Annotated in this window: 15 protein-coding genes; 7 read left to right on the forward strand and 8 right to left on the reverse strand. The window is 70.6% G+C overall.

Features of this window, described 5'->3' with window-relative positions; all coding sequences use genetic code 11:
• Nucleotide 1 precedes the first annotated feature (1 nt).
• Nucleotides 2-1,786: an HSP90 family protein gene (locus tag H4W81_RS19250; protein WP_425574692.1), complete on the reverse strand. Its 1,785-nt coding sequence runs from the start codon at nt 1,784-1,786 to the stop codon at nt 2-4.
• The gene (locus H4W81_RS47360; RefSeq protein WP_225958695.1) at nt 1,786-2,595 is read right to left on the reverse strand and encodes a hypothetical protein; all 810 of its coding nucleotides are present in this window, start codon (nt 2,593-2,595) and stop codon (nt 1,786-1,788) included. Before H4W81_RS47360 ends, H4W81_RS19250 begins: the two co-directional genes overlap by 1 nt.
• Nucleotides 2,596-2,717: 122 nt before the next feature.
• On the opposite strand from H4W81_RS47360, the gene arfB reads away from it, so the two are divergent.
• Entirely contained in the window at nt 2,718-3,125 is a 408-nt protein-coding gene (gene arfB / locus H4W81_RS19255; RefSeq protein ID WP_192776092.1) for an alternative ribosome rescue aminoacyl-tRNA hydrolase ArfB, read from the forward strand.
• Between the two features lie 4 nt (nt 3,126-3,129).
• Here the strand turns inward: arfB and H4W81_RS19260 are convergent, their stop codons facing one another.
• Nucleotides 3,130-5,037, reverse strand: coding sequence for an ABC1 kinase family protein (locus H4W81_RS19260; protein ID WP_225958696.1), 1,908 nt, complete (start codon nt 5,035-5,037; stop codon nt 3,130-3,132).
• A 16-nt stretch (nt 5,038-5,053) separates the two neighbouring features.
• Nucleotides 5,054-5,983, reverse strand: coding sequence for an acyl-ACP desaturase (locus H4W81_RS19265; protein ID WP_192776094.1), 930 nt, complete (start codon nt 5,981-5,983; stop codon nt 5,054-5,056).
• Between the two features lie 65 nt (nt 5,984-6,048).
• Here H4W81_RS19265 and H4W81_RS19270 point away from each other — a divergent pair, with 65 nt between their 5' ends.
• Genes H4W81_RS19270 through H4W81_RS19280 form a run of 3 tightly spaced genes read left to right on the forward strand, consistent with a single transcriptional unit; the run spans nt 6,049 to nt 8,252 of the window.
• On the forward strand, nt 6,049-6,498 hold the full coding sequence (locus tag H4W81_RS19270; protein ID WP_192776095.1) for an NUDIX domain-containing protein: 450 nt from the start codon (nt 6,049-6,051) through the stop codon (nt 6,496-6,498).
• A 57-nt stretch (nt 6,499-6,555) separates the two neighbouring features.
• Complete coding sequence (locus H4W81_RS19275) at nt 6,556-7,602, forward strand: sensor histidine kinase (RefSeq protein WP_192776096.1); 1,047 nt, start codon at nt 6,556-6,558, stop codon at nt 7,600-7,602.
• On the forward strand, nt 7,599-8,252 hold the full coding sequence (locus tag H4W81_RS19280) for a response regulator (RefSeq protein ID WP_192776097.1): 654 nt from the start codon (nt 7,599-7,601) through the stop codon (nt 8,250-8,252). Before H4W81_RS19275 ends, H4W81_RS19280 begins: the two co-directional genes overlap by 4 nt.
• Here the strand turns inward: H4W81_RS19280 and H4W81_RS19285 are convergent.
• Together H4W81_RS19285 and H4W81_RS19290 are read right to left on the reverse strand one after the other, a co-directional pair.
• Nucleotides 8,213-8,842 (reverse strand): hypothetical protein, encoded by a 630-nt coding sequence (locus H4W81_RS19285; RefSeq protein ID WP_192776098.1) that lies wholly within the window; start codon nt 8,840-8,842, stop codon nt 8,213-8,215. The genes H4W81_RS19280 and H4W81_RS19285 overlap by 40 nt on opposite strands.
• A 4-nt stretch (nt 8,843-8,846) precedes the next feature.
• The gene (locus H4W81_RS19290) at nt 8,847-9,626 is read right to left on the reverse strand and encodes an HAD-IIA family hydrolase (RefSeq protein ID WP_192776099.1); all 780 of its coding nucleotides are present in this window, start codon (nt 9,624-9,626) and stop codon (nt 8,847-8,849) included.
• 62 nt (nt 9,627-9,688) lie between these two features.
• On the opposite strand from H4W81_RS19290, the gene H4W81_RS19295 reads away from it, so the two are divergent.
• Nucleotides 9,689-10,897 carry a M20 metallopeptidase family protein gene (locus H4W81_RS19295; RefSeq protein ID WP_192776100.1) on the forward strand — a complete coding sequence of 403 codons (1,209 nt, stop codon included), beginning with the start codon at nt 9,689-9,691 and terminating at the stop codon, nt 10,895-10,897.
• Nucleotides 10,898-10,976: 79 nt separating this feature from the next.
• On the opposite strand, the gene H4W81_RS19300 is transcribed toward H4W81_RS19295, so the two are convergent.
• Nucleotides 10,977-11,408, reverse strand: coding sequence for a nuclear transport factor 2 family protein (locus H4W81_RS19300; RefSeq protein ID WP_192776101.1), 432 nt, complete (start codon nt 11,406-11,408; stop codon nt 10,977-10,979).
• A 64-nt stretch (nt 11,409-11,472) separates the two neighbouring features.
• Between H4W81_RS19300 and H4W81_RS19305 the strand changes: the two genes are divergently transcribed.
• A complete protein-coding gene (locus H4W81_RS19305) occupies nt 11,473-12,231 on the forward strand; it encodes an aminotransferase class IV (protein ID WP_192776102.1) in 759 nt (252 codons plus the stop codon).
• A gap of 212 nt (nt 12,232-12,443) precedes the next feature.
• On the opposite strand, the gene H4W81_RS47365 is transcribed toward H4W81_RS19305, so the two are convergent.
• Entirely contained in the window at nt 12,444-12,878 is a 435-nt protein-coding gene (locus H4W81_RS47365; protein WP_318781821.1) for an HAD hydrolase-like protein, read from the reverse strand.
• Nucleotides 12,879-13,380: 502 nt separating this feature from the next.
• Between H4W81_RS47365 and H4W81_RS19320 the strand changes: the two genes are divergently transcribed.
• A complete protein-coding gene (locus tag H4W81_RS19320) occupies nt 13,381-15,210 on the forward strand; it encodes an ABC transporter substrate-binding protein (RefSeq protein WP_192776103.1) in 1,830 nt (609 codons plus the stop codon).
• Nucleotides 15,211-15,213: the final 3 nt, after the last annotated feature.

The following is a 15,213-nucleotide window of genomic DNA, read 5'->3' on the forward strand; positions in this document are numbered from 1 at the left end:
GTCACTCCTTGCCGAGGACGGCCCAGTCGAGCAGGCCGAGGAACGATCGGTTCAGCGCGGCGGTGTCGGCCGCGCGCAGGGGGTGGTGACCGTGCAGGAGCGCCATGCCGTACAGCGCCTCCACGGCGGTGGCGGCCAGCGACAGGTCCTTGAGCAGGACCACGCGGCGCACCAGGGGGTTGCGGTGGTTGAGCACCAGGCGGGGGCGTTCGGCGGCGACCGTCCGCTCCATGGCGCCCAGCACGTCGGCCCACAGGTCGTCGGCGGCCTCGCGGGCCTCACGCAGCTCGGCCTGGTGCTCGGCCGCGCGGCTGGTCAGGTAGAGGGCGGGCAGCGAGGCGGGGTCGAAGTCGCGCAGCACCAGCTCGCAGCCGAGCGGGTCGAGGACGCGGGCCGCGGCGGTGACGAACGGCCTGGCCGCCAGGTCGGCGCCGGGGTCGACGGGACCGAGGTGGGTGGCCAGCTCGCCAGGGTCGAGGCGGTCGAGGCCCACGTCGGGGTCTATGCGGCGCAGGCGCTGCAGGATGTCGCTGTCGTAGACGTAGCCGCCGTTGACCAGGCCGACACCCTGCGCGCCGGACACGGCCGACAGCTGGCGGAACTCGTCCACGCTGGAGGTGAAGCGGCCCTTCGGGTGGCGGGTCCTGAACTGGGCGAGCGTCATGGGGCCGTCGCTGGTCTCGAACTCGAGCCACCTGTCGACCAGGCGCAGCATGTCGTCGTCGTGCAGGGCGAGGGCCTTGACGCCGAGGTGGTGCAGGCGCAGGAAGGCGCGCAGCCTGGCCGGGTCGGTCTCGGCCAGCTTCACCAGCCACTCGCGCAGCTGGCGGCCGAGCTGGTCGCGGGTGTGCTCGAGCAGGTCGTCCTCGTAGAGCGCCTCGCGGCTCGCGGTCGGGCGCAGCTCACCGGCGTCGAGCACGCAGCGGGCGAAGAACGCCCAGTCGGGCAGCACGCCCTCGGCGCGCTCGGTGAGCAGCATGCGCTTGAGGTAGACGCGGTGGGTGGCGCGCGCGGTCGGGTTGGCGGGGCTGGGCAGCACGAACGCGACGCCGGTGAGGCCCGCCTCGGCCACGTCGAGGTCGATCACGTCGAAGGGGGTGAACCCGAACAGCTGCCTGCCGTACTCCAGCAGCGCGGCCCTGCGGGCGTCTGGGGTGTCGTGCGCGGCCAGCCACGGCGGCCCCTCGACGGTGGTGGCGACGCCGTTGACGCTCACCCTGCCGGGCAGCAGCGAGCCGTAGAGCGCCGCCAGCTCGGTGACGGTGCGCTCGTCGACCCACTCGGCCGCGTCCCTGCGCGCCCTGAGCGTGACCGTGGTGCCCGGCTCCTCGCGCTCGGCGGGCGAGAGGGCCACCCGGTAGGTGCCGTCGGACCTGCCGATCCAGCTCACGGTCGGGGCGCCGGTCACCGATCTGGTCTCGACGTGGATCTCGTCGGCCACCAGGAAGCCCGACAGCAGCCCGATGCCGAACTGGCCGAGGAACTCGTGCCTGGCGAAGCCGAGCTCGTCGCGCTTGGAGGAACGGCCGATCGTGGCCAGCAGCGTGTGCACCTCGTCCTCGGTCAGGCCGACTCCGTTGTCGTGCACACGCACGAGGCCGGCCGGGCTGCCCTCGTGGACCTCGATCGCGATCCGGCCCTCGCCCTCCCCGCGCGCGGTGATGGCGTCGGCCGCGTTCTGCAGCAGTTCGCGCACGTAGACGCGAGGACTGGAGTAGAGGTGGCGGCTCAGGAGGTCGACGACACCTCGCAGATCCACTTGAAAGGCGTTTTCCACCCGCGACACTATGCCAGGAATGGGCGCAGGTGCGGATCTAGTGCCCCGCAGCCCAGGTACTTCTCCACCGTGTGGAAGTCCAGCCAGTCGAGATCGACCAGCGCCTCGGCGTCCACCCCCGTGAAGCAGCCGCCGAGCCTGGGCGGGATGGCCGCGATGTCGTGCCTGTCGGCGATGTTCACCCAGCGCTTCACGCCCTTGGGCCGCTCGCCCCTGCCGTCGGCCGGAGCCGGGTACAGGCGCTCGAAGACCACGTTCCGCATGCCGAGCGGGCTGCCGAGGGTGACCAGCAGGTCCACCTCGATGTCCGGGTTGGCGTGGAGGGTCTCGTAGGCGACGACGCTGCCGAGGGAGTGCGCGACCACGACGCGCGGCGCGCGTCTCCTCAGCACCTCCGCGACGTCCTGACGGCAGCGCTCGCGCCTGGCCTCGTCGGTGAGGTAGGCGGCCACCTCGGGGCAGAACAGCGCGGCGAAGGCCGCCGCCCTGGTGTCGAGCCTGGCCAGCAGCCAGCCGGTGAACGCCTTCAGCGCGCCGGTGAAGCTCTCGCCCACCCCGAGTTGCCTGGCCCATTCGACGAAGACCCGCTCCTCCTCGGCGCGCATCTCCGCCACCCGCCCGGCCTTGCCGTGGTCGTTGAGGTGATGGGCGTAGTACGCCACCTCGGTGAAGGAGAGCCTGGAGTCGCCGCCGAGTCCCGCCGCGAGATAGCGGTCCCACTTGACCCGCATCGCCTCCGCCGCGCCCGGCACGGACCGGCCGGCCTGGAGGTAGTACTTGTACTTGCCGATGCCGTGCACACCGACGATGCCCACCATGATCACTCCCCACGTTTCGGGAAATAGTGCCATCGGCGGCTTGCGGAATGGTTGCAGGGGAAAATTCCGTTGCCGCGGGCATATGTCACCCAGATACGGTTCCGGAGAAGGAGGTGTTCCGCATGACAGGCTCGTTGATCGTCAACGACTCGATCGCCATTCCGGGCGACGAGCTCGTGTGGCGTTTCTCCCGTTCGTCGGGGCCGGGTGGTCAGGGGGTGAACACCACCGACAGCCGGGTGGAGCTGCTGTTCGACGTCTCGGCCACCTCGGCGCTGCCCGAGGCGCTGAAGGCGAGGGCGCTGGAGCGGCTGCCGTCGCCGGTGATCACGGTGGCGGCGTCGGAGTACCGCTCGCAGCTGCGCAACCGTGAGGCCGCCGCGCATCGGCTGGCTCAGCGGGTGCGGGAGGCCATCGCGCCTCCGCCCAAGCGCCGCCGTCCCACCAAGCCGAGCAGGGGCTCGGTCGAGCGGCGGCTCACGGCCAAGAAGCAGCGCGGCGACGTCAAGCGGCTGCGCCGCGAGATCTGACCGCTCACTCGCGGGGGCGGAAGACGAGGATCAGCACGCGCAGCACCAGGATCGCGCTGATCACCAGCAGGTTGTAGCCGATCAGCTCGTACAGCGACATCCGTCCGGGGATCACGAAGGGCCCGCCCTCGGTGCCCAGCAGCATCACCGCCATCAGGCCCGCCGTCGCTCCCAGGACCGTCAGCAGCGCCTGGTGCAGCAGCCCGGTCAGGAAGCGGCGGTCGCGCTCGTCGCCGAGCAGCCGCACGTTCATCGAGAAGCGCCCGTGCTCGGCCGCGCTGGCGATGCGCTCCACCCGTCTGGGCAGGCGGCGCAGCATCGGCAGCAGGGCGGTGACCTCCTGGGCCACCGCGTCCTTCACGGTGGTGGGGCCGATCTGCTCGGCCAGGTAGCGGGAGGCGAACGCCCTGGCCTCGCCGATCAGGTTGAAGCCGGGCGACAGCCGCACCAGCGTCCCCTCGAGCGTGGCCAGCGCCCTGAAGACCGCCGCCACTTCCGGCGGGATCGACAGGCCGTACTCCGAGACGATCCTGAACAGGTCGGTGAACATGGCGGCGCTGTCCATCCCCGGCCCCATGTGTCTGGCCATGAACTGGCCGAGCGCCCGCTCCAGCGCCGCCTCGTCGATGTCCTCCGGCCTGGGCACGACCTCGAGCAGCGCGTCCGTCACGCCGAGAGGGTCCTGCCGGTCCATGGCCAGCAGGAAGCGCTGCAGCGCCGCGCGCAGGGAGGCGTCGAGACGGCCGACCGAGCCGAAGTCGAGCAGGCCGACCGAGCCGTCGGACAGCAGCATGATGTTGCCGGGATGGGGGTCGGCGTGGAAGACGCCGTCGAGCAGGATCTGGCGCAGCAGGCAGTCGAGCAGCGTGCGGGCCAGCGCCGGGCCCTCGGTGTCGTGCGCGGTGGTCAGCGGCTTGCCCGACAGGCGCTGCATGACGAGCACCTTGTCGGTGCAGAGCGCGAGGTGCGGTGTCGGGTAGGTCACCGCGCCGCCGCCGGAGGCCGCGACCGCGGCCATGTTGGCCGCCTCGACGCGGAAGTCGAGCTCCTCGCGCAGGGCCACGGCGAATCCGGCCGCCAGCTCCCTGAGCCCGAGCGAGCGGCCCCATTTGGTCCTGGTCTCCAGCGTGACGGCCAGCCTGGCGACGATGTCGAGGTCCTGGGCGACGACCGCCCCGATGCCGGGGCGCTGGACCTTGACGACGACCTCCTCGCCGCTGTGCAGGCGGGCGGCGTGGACCTGGGCGATCGAGGCGGCGGCCAGCGGGGTGCGGTCGAAGGAGGCGAACGCGTCGAGGTCCACGACCTGGGAGATCTGCTCCCACGGCGCGGGGTTGACGTGGTCCTGCAGCCGCCCGAGCTCGTCGATGAACTCGGGCGAGAGCAGATCGCGCCTGGTCGACAGCACCTGACCGAGCTTGACGAAGGTGACGCCGCCGTCGTCGAGCGCCTCGCGCAGCGAGCGGGCCAGCCGCGCCCTGCCGCTCCTGTCGCCGGGGTCGCCGCCCCTTCCCCTCAGGTAGGGGCCGAGGCCGTGCCTGAAGGCGATCCTGGTGATCTGGGAGTAGCGGCGGGCGCGCGACAGGCGCCCGCGCAGCGACCTGACCAGCTCGATCGGCCCGGGGATCGAGCCCGGCGGCACGAGCGCCTCGCCGATCACCAGGATGACCATGGGGATCAGCACCACGCACATCGAGACGAGGATCAGCACCCACATCGGCCCGATGCCGGGGTCCTCACGGACGTCGAGGTGCTCGAACGACTGCACCACCGGCGACAGGAACGGCCCGGCGAGCGCCAGGGCCAGCAGCGCGGCCAGCGCCGTGCGGACCGCGCCGAATCGGACGCCGAGCAGCCGCTGCGCCGCCGTGGCCAGCAGGAGCAGCGTCACCGCGAGGGGAACGGCGAACATCAAAACCATTCGGAGATCATCGCATGGCGGCGGCGCGCGCCCTGCGCTCCTCCCTGCGCTCGACGAACCTGGTGGCCGTGGCCTCGGTCTTCTCGAGGAAGGCGGCCAGCTCGTCGCGGGCCTTCGCGCCGTCGCCGTCGAGGTCGGTCTTGTCGAAGACCGCCCACTGGCGCAGCACCGGCATGAGGACGTCGTCGAGGTGCAGGCGCAGGTCGTAGATGCCCTCGTGGGCGATGATCATCGCCTTGCGGGTGAAGCCCTCGATCGTGGAGCCGGGCATCTGGAAGGTCGTCACGACGTCGGTGACAGCGCGCATCGTCTGGTTCGGGTCGAGCTCGAAGGCCGCCTTGAGCAGGTTGCGGTAGAAGAGCATGTGGAGGTTCTCGTCGGCGGCGATCTTGGCGAGCAGCCGCTCGCAGGTGGGGTCGCCGGAGGCCCTGCCGGTGTTGCGGTGCGAGATTCGGGTGGCCAGCTCCTGGAAGGAGACGTAGGCCAGCTGCTGGAGCATGGTGCCGTACTCGGTCTGGAAGCCGCCCTCCATGTGGACCATGCGGGCGCGCTCCAGCGCGACGGGGTCCACGGCGCGCGAGACGGTCAGGTAGTCGCGGATGGCGACGCCGTGCCTGCCCTCCTCGGCGGTCCAGCGGCCCACCCAGGTGCCCCACGCGCCGTCGCGGCCGAAGGTGGTGGCGATCTCGTGGTGGTAGCTGGGGAGGTTGTCCTCGGTAAGCAGGTTGACGATGAGCGAGATGCGGGCCGCCTCGGGGATGGTCGAGTCGGACTCCTGCCAGGCGTCGCCCTCGAAGATGCCGTCGAAGTTGCGGCCCTCGCTCCACGGGATGTACTCGTGCGGGAACCACTCCTTGGCCACCTTGAGGTGGCGGTCGAGCTCGCCCGCCACCACGGGCTCCAGCTCGTGCAGGAGTTCGGTCTGACTCATCACCATAAAGATCATCTCCTTCAAGCTACGCAACCGTAAGTTAGGCTACCTCAGGGAGATGGGGAGTCATTATGCGACCGAGTGTCCGAGGTGTCCTGCTCGATGACGACGAGCGCCTCGTCGTCTTCCGGCGGACCGTCCCCGGCCGACGGCTGTACTGGTCGGTGCCGGGCGGGCACGTCGAGCCGGGAGACGCGAGCCTGGAGCACACCCTGCACAGGGAGCTGCTGGAGGAACTGGGCGCGGTCGTCTCCGCCGTCACGCCGCTGACCACCCTGTCCTACGCCTACCAGGGCGCGGTGAAGACCCAGCACGTGTACGGCTGCCGCCTGGTCTCCATGGACCCCGCCCTGCGCCACGGTCCCGAGTGGGACGACCCCACACGGGGCGTCTACGAGGTCGAGCGGCTGAGGCTCGACCCCGCCGAGATCACCTCCCGGCACCTGGTGCCCGAGGCGCTGGGCGCCTACCTGGCCGAGCACATCACCTCGCTGCCCCGCCTCATACATCGATCGAAGTAGTCAGGTCACCGCACGGGGAGGACGACGCCGAGCGCCGCTCTCGTTAACGTACGCGGCATGTCCGTGTCCCTCGCGCGGCTCGACGCCGTGCTCGCCGTCCTCACCATGACCTGTGCCCTGGCCTCGATCGCCTCGGTGGGCGCCCCGCTGACCTGGAGCGGCACGATCCCCGTCGCGATCGCGCTCGGCCTGCTGCTGCTCGCCAGACGGCGGCACCCGGTGGTCGTGCTGGCGCTGTCGGCCGCGGTGCTGACCGGCGCCCAGTACGCCGGGCTGTTCGGGGGCGGCGTCATCTGGCCGATGACGGTGGCCGTCTTCACCGCCGGGCTGGCGAGCCTGCCCTGGACGGCCGCGATCTGCGCGCTCACGCTGGCCGCGGCGCACGCGCCCGCCATGGACCTGGCCAGGGGCGGGGCCGAGCTGCTCTGGCTCGCGCTCGTGCTGGCCCTGGCCCACGGTTATCGCCAGCACCTGCGCTGGCGTGCCGAGCACGAGGCCAGGCTGCGCGAGGCCGCCACCACCAGGCTGGCCGAGCAGCGGCTGCAGATCGCCCGCGAGCTGCACGACGTCGTCGCGCACACCCTCACCGTCGTCGGCCTGCACCTGAACGTCGCCGCCGAGGCCGACTCCCTGGCGGAGGCGCAGGAGTCCATCAAGGTCGCCTCGGGCGTCCGCAAGAAGGCGATGGCCGACCTCACGTCACTGATCGGCGTGCTGCGCGACGTGTCGGGCGAGCCCCAGCCCGAGCTCTCCTCGATCGCCGACCTGGTGTCGCGGGCGAGGGAGGCCGGGCTCGACGTCACCCTCGACGAGCGCGGCGACCCCACCGAGGTGCCCGCCGCGCAGGCGATGGCCGCCTTCCGCATCGTCCAGGAGGCGATGACCAACGCGCTGAAGCACTCCGACGCGCGCCGGCTGCTCGTCCACCTCGACTACTCCGCCCGCCAGGTGCGGGTCGAGGTGGTCGACGACGGCACCGGACCCGTCCCCTACACCGAGGGCCACGGCCTGACCGGCATGAGGGAGCGGGTCGCCGCGCTGAACGGCTGGCTGGAGATCGAGGCCGACGACGGCTTCGCGGTCAGGGCAGGATTGCCGGTATGACCGTCAACGTGCTGCTCGCCGACGACCAGGCGCTGGTGCGCGCCGGCTTCCGCGCCCTGCTGGCCAAGGACGACGAGATCACCGTGGTCGGCGAGGCCGCCACGGGCGAGGAGGCCGTACGGCAGGCGCTGCGCCTCAGGCCCGACGTGGTGCTGATGGACATCCGGATGCCCGGCTCGGACGGCATCGCCGCCACCCGGCGCATCCTCGCCGAGCTGCCCGGCTGCCGGATCATCATCCTGACCACGTTCGACACCGACGAGAACGTCTTCGACGCGCTGCGCGCGGGCGCCAGCGGCTTCCTGACCAAGGAGGTCGAGCCCGCCGAGCTGCGCCGTGCGGTCGCCGTGGTCCACGCGGGCGACTCGCTGCTGTCGCCCGGCGTCACCCGCAGGGTGGTCGAGCGCTTCGCGAACCGGCCGGAGCCTTCGGCGTCCCTGGACGCGCTGACGGCACGCGAGCTCGAGGTCGTGGGCCTGATCGCCGCGGGCCTGTCGAACGAGGAGATCGCCCGCCACCTGGTCATCAGCCCGCTGACCGTCAAGACGCACATCACCCGCGCCATCACCAAGCTCGGCGTCAGGGACCGGGTCCAGCTGGTCATCCTCGCCTACGAGAACGACCTGCGGTCCTCCATCTCCCACAGGTGATCGATGACGTGCCAGGCCATCCGGCGGGTCGCGTAGCGGCTCGACCAGGCGCCCGACCCACCCGCCAGCAGGATCGCCGCCACCTCCTCGCGCATGGCGTCGCGGTCGGCCGTCGACTTGAAGGGCGGATGGCGCACGCCCAGCTGGCGGGCGTAGGAGCGCTCGGCCTCCGTCACGTGGGCGACCATCTTGGACCTGTCACGCCCGCCGCCGCGCGGCCCCTTGCGCAGTTCCTCCGGCGTGACGGCGGCGCACTCGTCGAACAGCGCCCACACCGCCCGCAGCAGCGCCACGTCGCGGGCCGCCGTGGCGGGATCGACCGGCTCGGCGTCGGCGTCGGGCTCGGCGTCGGGAGCGCCGAAGTCGGTGGTGGCGCTGCCCTTGACCCGCTCGACCACCACCGGCTCGCCGGGCTCGCCGGGCTCGAAGGCCAGCCCGGCCCGCTCGGCGATCACCCGGTAGCGCGGGGCGTAGTCGACGAGCCTGCCGATGGCCAGCTCCTCCGACTTGTCGACGCGGCACCAGCCGGGCCAGTCGAGGGAGCAGGCGAAGACCCTCTTCGGCCCGAGCTCGAGGTAGATGCGATGCATGCCCTCAGACCAGGTCGATCAGGTCGGCCACGGACTCGGCCACGCGCGAGGGCCGGTAGGGGAAGCGGTCGATCTGCCCGCGCTGGGTCACGCCGGTGAGCACCAGGATCGTGTAGAGGCCCGCCTCCATGCCGCAGACGATGTCGGTGTCCATGCGGTCGCCGATCATCGCGGTGCTCTCGCTGTGGCCGTCGATGGCGTTCAGCGCGTGGCGCATCATCATGGGGTTGGGCTTGCCGACGAAGTACGGCTCGACGCCCGACGCCTTGGTGATCATCGCGGCCACGGCGCCGCAAGCGGGCAGCGAGCCCTCGTTCGACGGCCCCACCGGGTCGGGATTGGTGGCGATGAACCGCGCGCCGCCCTCGATGAGCCTGATCGCCCTGGTGATCTGGGTGAAGCTGTAGGTCCTGGTCTCGCCGAGCACCACGTAGTCGGGGTCGAGGTCGGTGAGCACGTAGCCGACCTCGTGCAGCGCCGTCGTCAGCCCCGACTCGCCGATCACGTAGGCCGAGCCGCCGGGACGCTGGTCGTCGAGGAAGCGGGCGGTGGCCAGGGCCGAGGTGAAGATGGACTCCTCGGGCACCTCCAGGCCCGCGTTGCGCAGCCGTACGGCGAGGTCGCGCGGGGTGTAGATGGAGTTGTTCGTGAGCACCCTGAAGCTCTTGCCCGAGTCGCGCAGGCGCTTGATGAACACGTCGGCGCCCGCGACGGGCTGGCCCTCGTGCACGAGGACGCCGTCCATGTCGGACAGCCAGCTCTGGATGGGCTTACGCTCAGTCATCCTCCCCATCCTACAAAGAGGCACTTGTCGAGCTCGTTGCGGACGCGTGAAGAATGTGCTTCATGTCGCTTCTAGAATCCGCGCAGGACATGCGGGACGAGCTCGTCAGGCTCCGCCACTCCCTTCACCAGACCCCGGAGGTCGGCCTCCACCTGCCCATCACCCAGGAGAAGGTGCTGGCCGCCCTCGACGGCCTGCCGCTGGAGATCAGCACGGGCGACTCGCTCAGCTCGATCACCGCGGTGCTGCGCGGCGGCCGGCCGGGGCCCGCCGTCCTGCTGCGCGGCGACATGGACGCGCTGCCCGTGGCCGAGCGCAACGACCTGCCGTACATCTCCGCCCACGACGGCAAGATGCACGCCTGCGGGCACGACCTGCACACCACGATGCTCGCGGGCGCCGCGCACCTGCTCGCGGGACGGCGCGACGAGCTGGCCGGCGACGTGGTGTTCATGTTCCAGCCCGGCGAGGAGGGCTACGAGGGCGCCAAGCACATGATCGACGAGGGCGTCCTCGACGCCGCCGGATCGCGGGCCGTGGCCGCCTACGGCATGCACGTGATCTCGGCCATGCTGCCGCCCGGGATGTTCTCCTCGCGCGGCGGGCCCCTCATGGCCGCCGCCGACACGCTGAACGTCCATGTGCGGGGCCGCGGCGGCCACGGCTCCACCCCGCACCGCGCCCAGGACCCCGTTCCGGCCGCCTGCGAGATGGTCACCGCCCTGCAGACGCTGGTGACCAGGGCCTTCGACGTGTTCGACCCGGTCGTGGTGACCGTGGGCAGCTTCCACGCGGGAACCGTCGACAACGTCATCCCCGACGACGCCCGCTTCTCCGCCACGATCAGGACCTTCAGCAAGGCCAACAGGACCCGCGTCAAAGAGCGCGCCGTGCAGCTGGTAGAGGGCATCGCGGCGGCGCACGGCCTGCGGGTCGAGGCCTCCTTCGGCATGGGCTACCCGGTCACGGTCAACACCCCCGACGAGACCGCCTTCGCGGGCGACACCATCGACGCGCTGTTCGGGCCTGGCCGCTTCTTCGTCCTCCCCCAGCCGGTCACCGGCTCGGAGGACTTCTCCTACGTGCTGGAGGACGTTCCCGGCGCCTTCGTCTTCCTCGGCGCCTGCCCGAGCGACCGCGACCCCGCCGACGCGCCGTACAACCACTCGCCCGAGGCCCGGTTCGACGACGCCGTCCTGCCGGACGGCGCCGCCCTCTACGCCTCTCTCGCGCTGTCCAGGCTCTCCGCGGGTACGGCAGGCCCCCGATAGCCCACCGAGGTCACCGGCGCGGGCCCGTCCATCACGCCCCTCGTGGGGCGCGGGCGGGCCCGCGCGACGTCAGGCTCGCTCACCCGATCGTCCGCCAGGCCTGCTCCTCCACCAGTTCCCGGCTGCGCCACCCCGACGGCGTGCGGACCATGCGGTGGTGGTACCAGCCGCCGCCCTGGCAGAACCCCTTGGCGCCGGCGGCCACCATCTCCCTCGACGGCGACAGCGTGTCGGTGAACGGCGCGAGGACCACGGCCTCGCCGCCGACGAAGTCGATCACCGGCGCGCCGATCAGGTGCAGGCGGCCCGGCCAGTGCGGCAGCACCTCGGCCAGCCAGGCCCGCACCTCCGCCAGCCCGCCGGCGATCCCGCCCGCCGCCCGGTAGTCGATCACCGCGTCGGCGGTGAACACCGCCGAGAGCCCGTCCCACTCGCCGGTGTCGATCGCCCTGGCGTAGCGGGCCAGCACACCGGCGATCTCCAGCCGGTCGGCCACCTCTCGTTCATCCATACGGTTATCCAACCAAACGCTTGCTACACCCCGCCACTCCTTGCGGCGCACGTAGGCTGGAGCGGTGATCACCGTCATCGACGGCAGCGTCGCGGGACCCGACGCCGCTCTCCCCATGCTGGCCCGCAACGGGCACTTCACCGCCATGCAGGTGCGCGACCGGCGCACCCGGGGACTCGAGTTGCACCTGGCCCGCCTCCAAGCGGCCAACCTCGAGCTCTACGGCGAGCAGCTCGACACCGAGCTGGTCCTCGACTCGATCAGGACCGGGCTCGGCGACGACATCCGCGACGCCAGCGTGCGGGTCTACGTGCTGGAGGCCGAGCGGCCGCACGTGTTCGTCACCGTGCGGCCGCCCCAGGAGGTCGCCACTACGCCGAGGAGCGTCATGTCCGTCGTCCACCAGCGCTTCCTGCCGCACATCAAGCACACCGGCGGCTTCGCCCAGGGCTACTTCGGCGCGCGGGCCGCGGCGGCCGGCTTCGACGAGGCGCTGTTCACCACGGCCGAGGGCCTGGTCTCCGAGGGCACGATCACCAACCTGGGCTGCTTCGACGGCACCACGGTGATCTGGCCCGACGCGCCGATGCTGCACGGCATCGCCATGCAGGTGATGGAGCGGGAGCTGCTGGCGGCCGGCATTCCGCAGGACCGTCACCCCGTCAGGGTCGGCGACCTGCCCTCCTTCGCGGCGGTCTTCCTCACCAACTCCCACGGCGTGGTCATGGTGGGCAGGCTGGAGGACCGGCCGCTCCCGCTCGACGAGGCGTTCGCGGCCCGCCTGCTCGGGCTCTACGCGAACGCGCCGCAGGAGAAGCTCTAGCGGCAGGCCACCCGATAGGCGTCCACCTCGTGGTTCTTGCGCATGCCGTGGACGAGGAGCCCGACACCTACGACCAGGATGCCGTGGACGAGGAGCCCGACACCGACCAGGATGCCTGCTCATGTGATCCCGAGAGCTGACAATCCGGAAGGAGTGTCCCGCTATCTCTTCGGAGGTGAGCGGGACTCTGCTTTGAGCAGGTATGTCGGACGCTAGGCCCAGGAACGCCTTGTGGCGGCGAACTCGACCACGCGCGAGGGCCGGTGGGGGAAGCGGTCGATCTGCCCGCGCTGGGTCACGCCGGTGAGCACCAGGATCGTGTAGAGGCCCGCCTCCATGCCGCAGACGATGTCGGTGTCCATGCGGTCGCCGATCATCGCGGTGCTCTCACTGTGGCCGTCGATGGGGTTGTTGCTGCCGATGTAGGCGACGCCGATCCCGGTGCGGTTGTGGCCGGGACAGTGGGCACCGACGGCCGTCCAGCCGCGCCCCTCGTAGATGGTGCCGACATCGCGGACCAGCCAGTTGTATCCGATGTCGGTCCAGTCGCGGCCGTCGATATGGAAGTCCTGGATACTGCTGATCGGCTGGTCGCGGGGTCCGTCGGTGTGGTGGACAAAGAACTCGGTTCGGGCCGACCAGGGCACGGTGTAGATCGGGCCGTCCGGGGTGGCAGGCCTTCCATCCGGCCCTTGTGATGACCTTCATCGACTCTCCTTTTCGATGGCGGTGCTCGGCGAGCTGGACGCGGACGATCATGAGGAGGCGCCAGGCCAGCACCCATGTGAAGACGGCGAAGAAGATCGGTCGCACGTACGGCCACATCCCCGGGTAGGCCGGGCCGGCGAAGCGGCCGCTCGTGACTAGCTGCACAGTTCACAGCGTGAATCCGCTGGCGAGTACCGCCATGAACGAGAACCTTCGGCGCCGGGTGACCAGCCGATACACTACGCGGGTCCCGGCGCGCCCCGGCGCGCCGTGCGACCCCACCCCCCTGTGACAGCCTTTTTCCAGCGTGACGTGCGATGAAGGAAAGTTACATTCACCTCACAACCTCTGGAGATTATTGACGCGTCCGCGGGCTGACCATAGGGTCCGGACAATCCCCGATCTATCCGGACCCATCGATAGCCCCCCACGGAGCGGTACATGAAGCGACTAGCAGCCGTAGTGGCGCTGCTCGGTCTCGCCACGGCGACGGCGTGCAGCAGCACCGACAACAAGCCGGCGGGCGCTGGTGGGAGCGCCGGTGGCGGCCTCTTCACCACGATCGACGTGAACAGGCCCGGCATCGACGCGAGCGCCCCGGCCAACCCGTACAACCCCAAGGGCAACGCCTTCCCCGGGTACACCACGATGAAGATCGGGTGGGTCGTGAACCACCTGACCGACCCCAACAAGGCCCTGCCGGGTATGGCGGCCAGTTGGGAGATCGCGCCGGACAACTCCGCCATCACGCTCAAGCTGCAGCCGAACGCCAAGTGGTCCGACGGCAAGCCGGTCACCGCCGAGGACGTGAAGCTCTCGATCGCCCTCGCCTACACCCAGGGCAGCACGGCCTTCGCCGTCACGCCCGGCGCGGCGGGCGCGGCGGCCGAGGTCACGGTCATCGACGACAAGACCATCAAGATCACGCAAGACCCGGCCAACCCCAGCCCCAAGTTCGCGCGCGGCGTGCTCGACACCACGGTGCTGCCCGCCCACGTGTGGAGCAGCGCGGTGCCGGCCACCATCTGGGACACGATCAAGACCGCTCGCGGCGACGGTCCCGACGCGGAGAAGGCTCGCGAGGAGATCACCGCGCTGGGCGAGAAGGTGATCGCCTTCGCGCCGCCGAAGGATGTCGCCGGCGGGCCTTTCGTCCTGGAGCGGGTCAACCCGGGCGAGGCGCTGCTGGTCAAGAACAAGCACTTCTTCAACGCCGCCAACGTGGCCCCCGCCCAGGTGAAGTTCCTCAACTACACCGGCAACGAGCAGATCTGGAACTACCTCACCCAGGGCAAGCTCGACCACTCCGGCTTCGTCGCCGCGCCGACCGACGTGATGAACCGGATCAAGGCCGCGCCGGGCAGCGAGGTCATCAAGGGCTACTCCCCCGTGGCCGTGAGCATGGCCTTCAACCAGAGCAAGAAGCCGTACGACAACGTGCACGTGCGCCGCGGTCTGGCCTACCTCATCGACCGCGAGCAGGTCACCAAGGTCGCCTCCCCCGAGGGCGGCACCGCCGCGACCACCACCACCGGCATCCACCAGAAGGCCGCCGCCGCCTGGATCCCCGAGACGCTGCCCAAGCTGGAGCCGTACAAGACCGACCTGGCCAAGGCCGAGGAGGAGTTCAAGACCGCCGGCCTGACCAAGAAGGACGGCAAGTGGACGCTGGCCGACGGCACGCCGTGGAAGGTCTCCATGCACGCGCCGGCTCCCTTCTCCGACTGGCTGTCCGCCCAGGAGAACATCAAGAGCCAGCTCGTCAAGGCCGGCATCGACGCGGAGGTCGTGACCACCGCCGACTACCCCGTCTACCTCGAGGAGCTGGCGGCCGGTAAGTACGACGTCGGCTTCTGGCTGATCGCGCTCGGCCCCGCGCCGTACGACATCTTCCAGCGCCTCTACGGCGCCTCCAACGGCTGGGCCAACATCGGCGGCAAGGTCAAGCACTCCCCCGCGGGCAAGAGCGGCAACTGGATGGGCAGCCCCGAGGAGATCGAGGTCGACGGGGCCAAGATCAACCCGGGCGAGCTCACCGCCAAGCTGAACTCGGTGGGCCCGGACGAGGCCAAGCCGATCATGAGCCAGCTGGCCATGGCCGCCAACCAGGACCTTCCGGTCATCCAGCTCTGGGACTACATCAACAACCAGTTCGTCAACAACAGCCGCTTCACCGGCTGGCCCCACGACGACGAGATCCTGCGTCTCGGACAGGGCGTCCTTCCCTCGGGTGTCTGGATCCAGCAGGGTCTGGTCAAGGCGAAGCAGTAACGC

It is taken from the genome of Nonomuraea africana (assembly GCF_014873535.1).
GTDB lineage: Bacteria > Actinomycetota > Actinomycetes > Streptosporangiales > Streptosporangiaceae > Nonomuraea > Nonomuraea africana.